Source organism: Oscillospiraceae bacterium (assembly GCA_015068645.1).
Lineage (GTDB): Bacteria > Bacillota > Clostridia > UMGS1840 > UMGS1840 > SIG452.
Window position 1 is genome coordinate 81,997 of sequence record SVKD01000010.1, and the last position, 13,320, is coordinate 95,316.

Sequence of the window (13,320 nt, forward strand, 5' to 3'; positions counted from 1 at the left end):
AGACGGGCTTTTTTTAATGAAGTTTCTCGGTTAGCGGGAATTGATATAAATTTTGGAAAATTGTTTATAAAACTGTGTGGGTGTGATTCCTTCGTGGTATTTAAAAAACTGCAGAAAATATTTGTAGTCGGAGAAGCCGGCTTTCATCGCCACTTCTTTTAGGGGCATATTGTCGTATAACATCAGCATTTTCAGATAACGGATGCGTTCTTCATTGATCGCTTCTTTGATATTTTTTTGAAAACTAAGCTTATATAAACGGTTCAGATAATCCACATTATAACCAAATCGGTCAGCGATCTGCGAGGCGGTGATGGGAGCGTGAGAGTTTGCTTTGATCCAGGCTCGGATTTTTTCCGCCACGGCATTGGTACCTGATTGATTGGCGTTGACAAACAGCTCCAACAAAATCAAACGAGTCAGATAATCCATAGTTTCGCCGGGCATATTGGTAACACGGGCTTCAATCAGTTGCCTGAAATATAAGCTGATACGGTAGGGATTTTCCGGAGCGGTATAAAGAGATTCTTTAAGAATTTTCCCCGGGGAAGTCCAGTGTAACCAGAAAAACTCAGTGTCGGTGCTGGGTTTGTACCCAAAATGGCGAATATTTGGCTCCAACAGCAGAATATCGTTGGCTTTTAATTCGTAGTCGATTCCGTCCTGATGAAGATAGACGCATCCCTTGGTAACAAAGAGAAGTTCATAAGAATCAATCACACGGTCGGGATGAATCCAGTTATGGCTGGATATGAATTTGCCTGCTCCACAGTTTTTTACTTGCTCAAACATAATCGGATTTTCCTACCTTTCATACGAAAATTAAGGTTGCATTTCATCCTGGAAAATGATAGGATAAGTATAGCATATCTTTTTAGAAAAATCAATAGATTAAATGGGGAAGCACAATGAAAAACCTGAGCTTTGAAAAGACCGTCATAAAAGACGGATTTTGGAAATTTTATGAAGATTTAAACCGCAATCAAGTGGTGAAAAGTGTGTATGATCGTTTCAAAGAAACGGGACGTTTTGATGCCCTAAAGTGTCTGTGGAAGGAGGGAGATGAAAACAAACCTCATATCTTCTGGGATTCTGATGTGGCAAAATGGATTGAGGGTGTTGGGTATCTTCTGATGAAAAATCCTTCCGCTAAGCTGGAATCTTTGGTGGATGAAATGGTGGATGATATTGCCAAAAATCAGCGTGAAGACGGATATTTCAATTCTTATTTTTTAACCGTGAATCCTGATGGGATTTATCAAAATCGGGGAGATCACGAGCTGTATTGTTCAGGACATCTGATTGAAGCTGCAATTTCGTATCATCAGGCAACGGGAAAAGACAAGCTTTTACAGTGTATGTTAAAAAATGTTGATTGTATCTACCGCGCATTCGTAGAAGAAAAAACGGCAAAATTCCAAACGCCGGGACACGAAGAAATTGAACTTGCTCTTTTAAAACTCTATGGGTATCTTGGCAATGAAAAACATCTGGAACTTGCCCGATTTTTCTTAAATCAAAGAGGAGAGCAAAGGGAGGATTCCAATACTCAATACGGGCAGGATAATCTTCCCGTGCGGGAATTAAAGGAGGCAGTGGGACATTCTGTTCGCGCCGGATATCTTTACACTGCGATGGCAATGCTTGCGAAAATCGACAAGGACAAGGAACTAAAAGCGGCCTGCGACAGACTGTTTGAAAATATTACCACAAAGAAAATGAGTATCACCGGCGGTGTTGGTGCCGAGAGGGTGGACGAACAGTTTTCTTATGCATACGATCTTCCTAATGGAGATACTTATAACGAAACCTGTGCAGCCATTGCTCTGGCCTTGTTTGCAGGAGAATTGCAGGAAACCCAAGCGGACTCCAAATATGGTGATCTGATTGAACGGATATATTTTAATAATCTTCTTTCCGGTGTTTCTTTAAGTGGAGACCGGTTCTTCTATATGAATCCTTTGGAGCTTGATTTAAAAAAGTATCAGCGTAGCACCTTTCAGGCGGCTTGCGAGCGTGCAAAGGTATTTGAATGCTCCTGCTGTCCGCCTAATATTTTAAGAATGCTTGCGACCATTCCCCGTTATGCTTATACCGTGGATGGAGCAAATATTTATTGTAATCAGTTTATTTCCGGTGAAACCAACCTCACTATCAACGGAAAAGAGGCTAAAATTTCTTTAAAAACTAACTATCCCGCCGATGGAGAGCTGGAGTTTACCTATCACGGAGAACCTGCTGCTATGTATATCCGTATTCCGTCCTGGTGTGTGGAATATCAAGGCGCAACCGAAAATGGTTTTGCCGTATATTCTGTGAAGGATGGTGATGTGGTGAGAGTTTCTTTGCCCATGCAGATTCATTTTATGGAAGCACATCCCAATGTGCAGGATAATGCAGGCAGATATGCTGTGATGAGAGGTCCTATCGTATATTGCATGGAAGGATTGGATAATGGTGAAAATCTTCGCGATATTACCATTTTGGAGCTGGGGACTCATCGTGTGGTAACAGAAGATACGATTCCTGCCCCGGTTCTTTATATGGATGCAAAGCGTCGGAAGATGACTGACGAGCTATATCGCATCAAAAATGCGGAACGGGAATTTTTTACGGCAAGATTGATTCCTTATTTTTCATTTGCCAATCGTGAGGCAACCGACTTGCTTGTCTGGTGTATGGTTGATTAACATTTAAAAAATTAGAAAATAAAAGAAAAAATATCCAAAAAAACTGACAGAATTTTCTGTCAGTTTTTTTTATACTGAAAAACCGAAAATTGCATCTGTTTTTTTTGATTGTAAAACGCCAAACTAAAGATAAGAAAATTTTGAAACAATACAGAAAACGGATGTGATATTCAAAATGTTTTTTAAAAATTTAAAACGAAAAAAACCGAAAAAGAAACACGGAAAGACTCTGAAATTCTTACTGGGAGCAATAGGGTTTACTTGCGCTTTATTTTTGTTGACCGGAGCATTTTTACCTCGTGGAGTTCTGGTGGGACGAACGAAAATTGATAGTCGTCTGATTCCGTCCGGACAGGCTGTCGGAATGCGATTGAAAACCAAGGGTGTGATGGTTGTGGGGGTGGAACAGGGAAATTTGCCTGCCAAGAAGGCAGGTGTTAAAAACGGGGACGTGATTACCAAGGTAAATGCGGTAACATTACAAAATACCCGTCATTTTGAGGAAATTCTCCGAAGCATTGGAGAAAATACCGTTACCCTGACCGTACTGAGGGGGGATAAGTCGGTCCAACTGGATATTACCCCTCAACGAAATCAGGCGAATCAACTTGTTTGCGGAATGTGGCTTCGGGACAGTGCTGCAGGAATTGGTACCGTTACTTTTTTTACGGAAGACAAAAAGCAGTTTGCGGCATTAGGGCATCCGGTTAACGATTCGGATACCGACAAAACTTATGCTGTACGTCAGGGACAAGTAGAATTGGTGGATATCAAAGATGTCAATAAAGCAGAAAAAAATCGTTCAGGTGAGCTTGTGGGCGTGTTGTCAGATATTGCTGTAGGCACGATTCAATCGAACTGCGCAACAGGATTGATGGGATCTTTGGAAAATGAAGAATTTATTGAGAGAAAACCCATTCCGGCAGGTGCCAAACGGGAAGTAAAATTAGGCAAGGCCACCATTTTATCAACAGTTTGTGAAAAAGGGACGTTAGAATATGAAATTGAAATTTTAAGAGTTTTGGACGGACAGGGGAATCGGGATTTTATTATCAGCGTGGTTGACGAGCGCTTGCTATCCCAAACGGGGGGGATTGTGCAGGGGATGAGCGGTTCTCCAATCTTGCAAAATGGAAAAATCATTGGTGCCGTTACTCACGTTTTGGTAAATGACCCCACCCGAGGTTACGGCATTTCCATTGAAAAAATGTTGCAGAATCAATGAGTGAATTTTTTAAAAACTCTTGACAAATTTTTTTGATAATGCTATACTGTTACAATCAATATCAAAACAACCAAAAGGGAGTAGTTTTAATACGTTATCAACAATCGCAGTTGTTTTTGCAACTTGGTAACGTATGCCGAATATCGGTTACGAGACTTTTGTGCAGAAAAAACTGCACAAGAGTCTTTTTTTATGATTATAATAGTGAGTGGAGAAAGGCAGGAGCAGGATGAAAGAGTTTTACCAAAAGAAAATTGAGGAGATTTACAGTGAGCTTGGTGCCACAGAACAGGGGCATTCTTCGGATGCGGCGCAACGTGTTCTGGAAGAAAAAGGCCCCAATGTGCTAAAAGAAGGAAAACGAAAAAGCACGTTACAGGTATTCTTATCCCAATTTGCGGATTTGTTGGTTATTATTTTGATGATTGCAGCGGTGATATCGATGGTTTCCGGGAACATAGAGAGCACGATTGTTATTTTTGCAGTGATTCTCATTAACGCTGTGTTGGGAACCGTTCAGCATAAAAACGCCGAAAAATCTTTGGATAGCTTGAAATCGCTGTCTTCTCCCAATGCAAAAGTGATGCGAGACGGCAAAAAAATTGAAGTTGCATCCCGAATGGTAGTGCCGGGAGATATTATGCTGTTGGAAGCCGGAGATATGGTGGTGGCAGACGGCAGAATTATAGAAAATTTTTCCGTGCAGTTAAACGAAAGTTCTTTAACAGGAGAATCCACTAATGTGGAGAAAAAGGTTATTGATATTTTTGATGAAGTGCCTCTTGGTGATAGAGTGAATATGGTGTATTCCGGCAGTTTGGTGACCTACGGCCGTGCCACTGTTCTGGTAACAGGTACCGGTATGAATACCGAAATCGGCAAGATTGCCGCTCTGATGAATGCTACCGGAGAAAAGAAAACACCTTTGCAGGTTAGTTTGGATCAGTTCAGCAGTCGTCTTGCCATTGTGATTATGATTATTTCTGCTGTGGTATTTGGGTTGGGATTGTATCGTCAAATGCCTATTTTAGATGCAATGATGTTTGCAGTGGCATTGGCAGTGGCGGCAATTCCTGAAGCACTGGGTTCTATTGTTACCATTGTGCAAGCAATGGGCACGCAACGAATGGCAAAAGAAAATGCCATTATCAAAGAATTGAAGGCGGTAGAAAGTTTAGGATGTGTATCGGTAATTTGTTCGGATAAAACAGGTACCCTCACACAGAATAAAATGAGTGTTCAACAGATTTATATTGACACAAAAACCATCACCGCAATGGAACTTGACATTAAAAATCAGCTTCATCGTTATCTGTTATACAATGCCATGCTGACCAATGATTCTGCCATTGTGGACGGCAAAGGCATCGGAGACCCCACTGAATCCTGCCTTCTGGAAATGGCTCGTTCCATTGATATGAATGAAGAGTTTTTTCGTGAAATTATGCCCAGAATGGCAGAAATTGCATTTGATTCCGACCGAAAACTGATGTCTGCAAAATACCGTTTGCATAATGTTCCCACGATTTTAACCAAGGGTGCGGTAGATGTGCTCTTAGACCGTACCGAAAATATTCGTACTTCCGACGGAATCCGTCCGATTACGCAGGAAGATAAGGATGCCATTTTGTCAAAAAATATGGAGTTTTCGGAAAATGGACTCCGTGTTTTAGCGTTTGCCTACAAAGAATCAGACGATAAAGCAACCATGGAACTTTCCGATGAAAACGGATACACCTTTTTGGGCTTAATTTCTATGATGGATCCGCCCAGAGTGGAATCGAAAGATGCGGTTTCGGACGCCATCCGAGCAGGCATCAAGCCCGTGATGATTACCGGTGACCATAAAGTAACCGCAACGGCGATTGCAAAACAAATTGGCATTTTTAAAGATGGAGACTTGGCGGTAACCGGTGCAGAACTGGATGCCATGAGTCAGGAAGAACTGGTTGAAAAAATAGAAAAAATTTCAGTATATGCCCGGGTATCTCCCGAAAATAAAATCCGTATTGTGAACGCTTGGCAGTCCAAAGGACATATTGTCAGTATGACCGGTGACGGAGTGAATGATGCTCCTGCCTTGAAAAAGGCTGATATCGGTGTAGCCATGGGGATTACCGGGACTGAGGTTTCCAAGGATGCTTCTGCCATGATTTTAACTGATGATAATTTTGCCACCATTATCAAAGCGGTGGCAAACGGCAGAAATGTGTACCGCAATATCAAAAATGCTATTAAGTTTCTGTTGTCGGGCAATATGGCAGGGATTTTGGCAGTACTTTATACTTCTATTATGGGCTTGCCTGTTCCTTTTGCGCCTGTGCATTTGTTATTTATGAATCTTCTGACAGATTCTTTGCCTGCGATTGCCATCGGTATGGAGGGGGCAGATCCTCATTTGTTATCACAAAAACCAAGAGATCCCAAAGAGGGCATTTTAAATCAGTCCTTTATGATGCAATTGCTTTTGCAAGGCGGATTGATTGCCGTTTGTACCATGATTGCATTTCATTTGGGACTTTTGGCAGGAAACGCAATGTTAGCGAGTACCATGGCGTTTGCTACCCTGACCTTGGCTCGTTTGTTCCATGGTTTTAACTGCCGAAGTGAACGGTCTATCTTCAAAATCGGTCTTTTTAGTAACCGAGCAAGTTTAGGTGCGTTCGGATTGGGAATTCTGCTGTTGTCTGCGGTGCTGTTTATTCCAGGCTTAGACCATTGGTTCGAGGTTACCGCTTTAAACGGTAGTCAGATTGGATGGATTGCGTTGCTCGCTTTTGTGCCTACCGTTTTGATTCAGCTCTTGCGCATTTGTAAACGGAAATAATACGATGATAAGAGAAGAAGAGTAGTGATTCGAACTACTCTTTTTTTCGTAAAAAATGCTTTTTGATTTACCAAAATCTGCCGAAGATAAAAAAATATGATTTCATCTCCCGGAATTGCTTGAATTTTTCAAAAAAGTGTGGTATGCTTTATTTGTGAAAGTGTTGCGAATCGGAATATTGTTGAAAAGGATTTATACCATGAATCTTAGATTATTAGTTTCGGCAATTACAAAAATGATGGTGGGCTTTTTACTGGTTGGTCTGCTTGTTTTTCTTTCGGCAGGGACATTTGCGTATCCTAGCGGGTGGATTCTTTTAGGTATCTTATTTATCCCCATGTTTTTGGCAGGAATTTTGTTGATGATAACATCACCCGAACGCCTTGAAAAACGTCTTCATACAAAAGAAGAAAGCAGAGAACAAAGGTTTGTGATACTTGGCAGTGCCCTGATGTTTGTTGCAGGATTTATCCTGGCAGGGCTTGGCATCCGCTTTGGTTGGTATCAGTTGCCCTTTTCGGTATCTGTGATTTTTGCCGTTGTGTTTTTGATTGCGTATCTGTTATATGCGGTGGTGATTTGTCAAAACCCCTATCTTTCCCGTACAATTGAGGTATCAGAACGTCAGAGGGTAGTGGATACAGGATTATATGCGGTTGTCCGTCATCCGATGTACAGCGTTACGTTACTTCTGTTTTTGTCTATGCCCTTGGTGTTAGGTTCATTGTATGCTTTTTTTGTGTTTTTGGTGTATCCTGCATTGATTGTGAAACGGATTCGTCACGAGGAAGATTTTTTGAAAAAGGAATTGCCCGGTTACCCGGATTATTGCAAAAAGGTAAAATATCGCCTGATACCCTTTGTGTGGTAAAACTCAGGCATTCTATATGAGTAAAAAGGAGAAATTCGTTATGCTATTTGAAAAAGTAAAAAAGAATTTCGGTTTTGGCTTTATGAGACTCCCGATGATTGAAAAGGCTGTAGATTACGAACAGGTCAATCAGATGGTAGATGCTTTTATGGAAGCAGGCTTTAACTATTTTGATACTGCTCGTGTGTATTTGGATGGCGACAGTGAAATTGCCATTCGTGAATGTGTGGCAAAGCGTTATCCGAGAGAAAGCTTTGTGTTGGCAAACAAACTCTCTCCCTGGATTTATAATTCCGAAGAAGAAATCCGTCCCTTGTTTGAAAGTCAGCTGGAATCTTGTGGCGTGGACTATTTTGATGTGTATATCTTCCATTGTATGAATCGTGATTTGTATCAGAAAAATCTTCGTTGCAATTCTTTTGAAACTGTGAAACAGTTAAAAGAAGAGGGCAAAGTGAAACATATTGCCATGTCTTTTCACGATACCGCAGATGTGTTGGATAAAATTTTAACCGAACAACCTTTTATTGAGTTTGTGCAGATTCAGTTTAATTATTTAGATTATGATGACGCAGGCGTGCAGAGCAAAGCCTGCTATGATGTGTGCCGAAAACACGGAAAAAAAGTAATTGTAATGGAACCTGTTAAGGGCGGCACGCTGGTGAATCTTCCCAAAGAAGCAAAAGAGTTTTTAGCACAAAATTCAAAAAATTCCGAGGCGGAATTTGCTATCCGTTTTGCCGCAAGTTTTCCCGATGTGGAAATGGTATTGTCGGGAATGGGCAATATGGATATGATTACCGAGAATATTGCCTTTATGAAAGGCTTTGTTCCTTTTAGTGAGGAAGAAATGCAACTTTCCGAAGAACTGAGAAATTTAATTCGCACCGTTCGTCAGATTCCATGTACGGGTTGTCGTTACTGTGTGGACGATTGCCCTAAGAAAATTCAAATTCCGGATGTGTTCACGGTATACAACAAGCACTTAGCGGCGGAATCCGTTTGGGAAGAAACCAAACAAATTCTGCAGGAAAAGTACGCCAACGTGAAAGATTGTATTCAGTGTGGTGTTTGTGAAGGACATTGCCCTCAGAATATCAACATTAAAGAAACGATAAAGCTGTTAGGCGAAAGTATTTAAGAGAAAACAAAAAATCAAATTTATCATCCGTCCCGTTGACTGATAGTTGAGAGCGACCGCATTTGATAAAAAGGGAATCAAAACGGATACCATATTCTATTTTGAGAAAACATAAAAATAAAGGAGAATATTCGCTATGAGAAAGTATTTGTTACCCGAAGGCGGTCAGTTTTACAAAGCAAATCTGCATTGCCACACCAACGTATCTGACGGGAGACTGTCTCCGGCAGAAATGAAAGAAGAATACAAAAAAAGAGGCTATTCCGTAATTGCATATACAGACCACAATGTGTTGGTACCTCATCCGGAGTTAACTGACGAAGACTTTGTAGTTCTTCACGGTGTGGAATATGACCTCACCGAAGAAGCCAAAAATGGAGAAGGATTTCATCAGTTGAAAACCTGTCATATTTGTTTGGTTGGCACTGACCCCGATTACACGGTGCAGCCTTGTTTCCGCGATTCCTGGTTATATCAGCATCTGCCGGATAAGTCTGTGGTGCAGCGTGATGAATCCATCCCACCGTATGAATTCCAGTACAATGCAGATTATATTAATGATATGATAAAGACTTCCCGTGAAAAAGGTTATTTTGTGACCTATAATCACCCTGCCTGGTCTCAGGAAGGTTACGAAATTTACAGCAAATACGAAGGTATGAATGCTATGGAGATCTGCAACTACGGTTGTATGACGGAAGGATATCACGATTATAATCCCCACGTGTATGACGAGTTGCTTCGTCAGGGCAAAAAGCTTTATTGTATTGCCACAGATGATAATCATAACGGTCATCCCATGGATAGCCCGTACTGTGATTCCTTTGGCGGCTTTACTATGATTAAGGCAGATAAATTGGAATACAGAACCATTACCGATGCCCTGTTAAAAGGAAACTTTTATGCGTCCCAAGGTCCTGAAATTCATAGCTTGTATGTGGAAGATAATAAATTACATATCAAGTCTTCCGATGCAGCAAGAATCGTGTTTACCACCGGTCTTCGTCGCAGTTTCTGTGCGTATCCGCTGGAAGGGGATACCATCAACGAAGCTGAATTTGAACTCCGTCCCGATGATATTTATGTGAGAGTGACAGTATTTGATAAATCCGGAAAACCTGCCGACACCAACGCATATTTTATGGAAGATATTTTATAAAGGAGAGACCTCATTATGAGAACTTATTTATTGCCTGAAAACGGGCAGTTTTATAAAGCAAATTTGCATTGTCACTCCACCATTTCCGACGGACAGTTAACCCCTGAGGAAATCAAAGAGGCATACAAACAGCGCGGCTATTCTGTTGTAGCATATACCGACCACAATATTTTAGTGCCGCATCCGGAGCTTCAAAGCGACGATTTTGTGGCATTATACGGGATGGAATACTATTTTGATGAGGTGCTTCCCGGTCAATCCTGGGAGCAATCCAGAACCACCCATTTTTGCCTGATTTCATTGGATCCCGAAAACGTGATTCAGCCTTGCTTTTATCAACCCAACTGGTTTTATGACCGGCTTTTGGAACGCAATGATCCCCGTTATAAAGTGACTTTGGATCCCAATGAGCCCGTTTATGAAAGAGTGTTCACTCCCGACGGTGTGAACGAAGTGATTAAAACCGCTCGCGAAAAAGGATTTTTCGTTACATACAATCATCCCAAGTGGGCAAAGGAATGTTACGAAACCTATAGCCAATACAAAGGGATGCACGCCATCGAAATCTGTAACTACGGCTCCTATGTGAAAGGGTTCCACGAATACAACACCAAGGTGTATGAAGAAAAACTGCATAACGGCGAAAAAATCTTCGGAATTTCTGCCGATGATAACCATAACTTTGAGCCCTTTGACAGTCCTTATAACGATTCCTTCGGTGCTTTTACCATGATTAAAGCGGAAAACTTAGATTACCGCTCCATCACCGATGCGATGACAAAAGGGCATTTTTATGCATCTATGGGCCCCGAAATTTACAGTATGTATCTGGAAGGGAACAAATTGCACGTAAAAACCTCCGATGCGGCAATCATCAACTTCACTTCCGGCATCCGTCATTGTTACAATGAGTATTGTCCGGAAGGTGGCAAACTCAATGAGGTTATTTTTGATGTGTGGCCTCAGGATATTTTCTTCAGAGTAACTGTGTGTGACAAAGAGGGCAGACGCGCCACTTCCAATGCCTACTTTGTGGAAGATTATATCAAATAAAAGGGGAGGGATTTTGATATGAGAAAGTATTTATTGCCCGAAAACGGCACTTTTTATAAAGCAAACTTACATTGTCATTCCACCGTGTCTGACGGAAAGCTGTCTCCCGAAGAAATGAAGGCAGAATATCAGAAACGGGGCTATTCCGTCATTGCCTATACCGACCATAAGGTTATGGTTCCTCATCCGGAATTAACCGACGAAAATTTCGTTGCCTTAACCGGTACCGAATATGATTTTGATAACGAAACCGAAGAAAATCCCTATCACGTGATTCCGGTTTGTCACATTTGTCTGATTGCATTGGATCCTGATAATGTGGTTCAGCCTTGCTTCAGTTTGCCAAACCGTTACTATGATGAAATTATGGCGTTAAACGATCCTCGTTACACGGTTACCTACGATAAGTCTGAACCCTTATGGACCAGAGAATATACGCCGGAAAATATCAACAGTATTATGAAGCACGCCCGGGAAAAAGGATTCTTTGTTACCTATAACCATCCTACCTGGTCGCTGGAACGATTTGATATCTATGGTAAGTATGACGGAATGAACGCCATGGAGATCTGTAACTATGGTTGCGTGACCGAGGGCTACGACGAATATAACTCCGAGCAGTATGGTGAAATGCTTGCTGCCGGCAAAAAAATCTTCTGTATTGCCACCGACGATAATCACAATCACCATCCTTTTGACAGTCCACGTTGCGATTCCTTTGGCGGTTTCACCATGATTAAAGCGGATAAATTAGAATACCGTTCCATCACCGATGCACTTGTAAAAGGCAATTTCTATGCCTCTATGGGACCCGAAATCTATAGCTTATATATGGAAGGCAACAAACTTCACATTAAAACCTCCGATGCCAAAAGAATCGTATTTGCCACCGGTATCCGCCATAGCTACACTGCATTTCCTACCGACAGCGATCACATCAACGAAGCAGAATTTGAAGTGAATCCCGATGATATTTATGTTCGTGTCACCGTGTTTGGCATGGACGGCAAACCTGCCGATACCAACGCTTATTTTGTGGAAGATTTGTTAGGGGAATAGGGCCTTATCGGTTGTTGAGAGAAAAAATTAAAAAAATACAAAAAAAAGCTTGACATTTTAGCAAATAGAATGTATAATACTGTGGTAACCGCTCTGGAGTGGCACAAGAATTCTGCAGTTGCAGGGTCACCATCATCCGGGCGTGTCCTAAATAACCACCCGAAAGGGTGCAAAAAATTTAATTGGGAGGTACTTATTATGTACGCAGTTTTAAAAACCGGCGGTAAGCAGTACAAAGTAGCAGAAGGCGATGTAATCTACATCGAAAAACTGGGTCTCGGTGAAAACGAAACTTACACTTTCAACGAAGTGTTGGCAATCGGCTCCGATGACGGCATCAAAGTTGGTGCTCCTTATGTTGCAGGTGCAACTGTAACCGCAAAAGCTTTAAAAGAAGGCAGAAGCAAAAAGATCATTGTTTACAAGTATAAACCGAAAAAAGGTTATCACAAAAAACAGGGTCACAGACAGGCTTATACCAAAGTTCAGATTGAAAAAATCAACGGTTAATTTTTATGATAAACATTGAGATTGACAGGAACTATATCGGTAATATTTATCGGTTTACGGTAGATGGTCATTCCGGCTATGAAGAAATCGGAAAGGATATTGTGTGTGCCAATGTGTCCACCGCAACCCAATCCGTAATCTTAGGGATGTCTGAATTGCTCGGTATCCGATTGAATATTGTAATCGATGATGGGCACTTAGAGTGCGGTATTCCTGAAATTTCCGACCGGATAAATCTGGAAAAGGTGAACATTCTCTTGGAGACTATGGTTTTAACCTTACGTCAGGTTGCAACGGAATATTCGGATTATGTAAAAATGATTGAAGTGGAGGATTAGATTATGTTTAAAATTAATTTCCAGTTATTTGCTCATAAAAAAGGTGTAGGTAGCACCAAAAACGGCAGAGACAGTGAATCCAAAAGACTGGGCGCGAAAAGAGCAGACGGTCAGTTTGTTTTAGCAGGTAACATCCTGGTAAGACAGAGAGGTACCAAAATCAACCCCGGTAACAACGTTGGTAAAGGCTCTGACGATACTTTATACGCATTAATCGACGGTAAAGTTAAATTTGAAACCAAAAGAGACAAAAAACAGGTTAGCGTATACGCTATCTAATTGGATTTTACCTAAAAAGAGGTATCACAGTTGTGATACCTCTCTTTTTGTATAACGAAAACCACGCGATAGTCGCGTGGTTCGATAAAGGTTAACCGGTGAGAAAAAATCCTCCAAATATGTTACAATGGTAATGACCTGCCAGTCAAAAGAACATATTTGGAGGAT

At 41.3% G+C, this 13,320-nt stretch carries 12 protein-coding genes; 11 read left to right on the top strand and 1 reads right to left on the bottom strand.

What is annotated here, in order from left to right; all coding sequences use genetic code 11:
* Nucleotides 1-30: 30 nt before the first annotated feature.
* Nucleotides 31-792 (bottom strand): AraC family transcriptional regulator, encoded by a 762-nt coding sequence (locus tag E7413_05910; GenBank protein ID MBE7019392.1) that lies wholly within the window; start codon nt 790-792, stop codon nt 31-33.
* A gap of 116 nt (nt 793-908) precedes the next feature.
* On the opposite strand from E7413_05910, the gene E7413_05915 reads away from it, so the two are divergent.
* The 11 genes from E7413_05915 to E7413_05965 all read left to right on the top strand — a co-directional run bounded on the left by E7413_05915 (nt 909) and on the right by E7413_05965 (nt 13,152).
* Entirely contained in the window at nt 909-2,690 is a 1,782-nt protein-coding gene (locus E7413_05915) for a glycoside hydrolase family 127 protein (protein ID MBE7019393.1), read from the top strand.
* A gap of 175 nt (nt 2,691-2,865) precedes the next feature.
* Nucleotides 2,866-3,915: a SpoIVB peptidase gene (gene spoIVB, locus E7413_05920; GenBank protein MBE7019394.1), complete on the top strand. Its 1,050-nt coding sequence runs from the start codon at nt 2,866-2,868 to the stop codon at nt 3,913-3,915.
* 229 nt (nt 3,916-4,144) lie between these two features.
* Nucleotides 4,145-6,742 (top strand): cation-translocating P-type ATPase, encoded by a 2,598-nt coding sequence (locus E7413_05925; protein MBE7019395.1) that lies wholly within the window; start codon nt 4,145-4,147, stop codon nt 6,740-6,742.
* 199 nt (nt 6,743-6,941) lie between these two features.
* Nucleotides 6,942-7,613, top strand: coding sequence for an isoprenylcysteine carboxylmethyltransferase family protein (locus tag E7413_05930; GenBank protein ID MBE7019396.1), 672 nt, complete (start codon nt 6,942-6,944; stop codon nt 7,611-7,613).
* Nucleotides 7,614-7,653: 40 nt separating this feature from the next.
* The gene (locus E7413_05935; protein MBE7019397.1) at nt 7,654-8,754 is read left to right on the top strand and encodes a 4Fe-4S dicluster domain-containing protein; all 1,101 of its coding nucleotides are present in this window, start codon (nt 7,654-7,656) and stop codon (nt 8,752-8,754) included.
* Between the two features lie 136 nt (nt 8,755-8,890).
* On the top strand, nt 8,891-9,913 hold the full coding sequence (locus E7413_05940) for a PHP domain-containing protein (GenBank protein MBE7019398.1): 1,023 nt from the start codon (nt 8,891-8,893) through the stop codon (nt 9,911-9,913).
* Nucleotides 9,914-9,928: 15 nt separating this feature from the next.
* Nucleotides 9,929-10,966, top strand: coding sequence for a PHP domain-containing protein (locus tag E7413_05945; GenBank protein ID MBE7019399.1), 1,038 nt, complete (start codon nt 9,929-9,931; stop codon nt 10,964-10,966).
* A gap of 18 nt (nt 10,967-10,984) precedes the next feature.
* Nucleotides 10,985-12,025 (top strand): PHP domain-containing protein, encoded by a 1,041-nt coding sequence (locus E7413_05950; GenBank protein MBE7019400.1) that lies wholly within the window; start codon nt 10,985-10,987, stop codon nt 12,023-12,025.
* A gap of 198 nt (nt 12,026-12,223) precedes the next feature.
* A complete protein-coding gene (rplU, locus tag E7413_05955) occupies nt 12,224-12,535 on the top strand; it encodes a 50S ribosomal protein L21 (protein MBE7019401.1) in 312 nt (103 codons plus the stop codon).
* 5 nt (nt 12,536-12,540) lie between these two features.
* Nucleotides 12,541-12,873: a ribosomal-processing cysteine protease Prp gene (locus E7413_05960; protein MBE7019402.1), complete on the top strand. Its 333-nt coding sequence runs from the start codon at nt 12,541-12,543 to the stop codon at nt 12,871-12,873.
* A 3-nt stretch (nt 12,874-12,876) separates the two neighbouring features.
* Nucleotides 12,877-13,152 (top strand): 50S ribosomal protein L27, encoded by a 276-nt coding sequence (locus E7413_05965; protein MBE7019403.1) that lies wholly within the window; start codon nt 12,877-12,879, stop codon nt 13,150-13,152.
* The last annotated feature ends 168 nt before the right edge of the window (nt 13,153-13,320 follow it).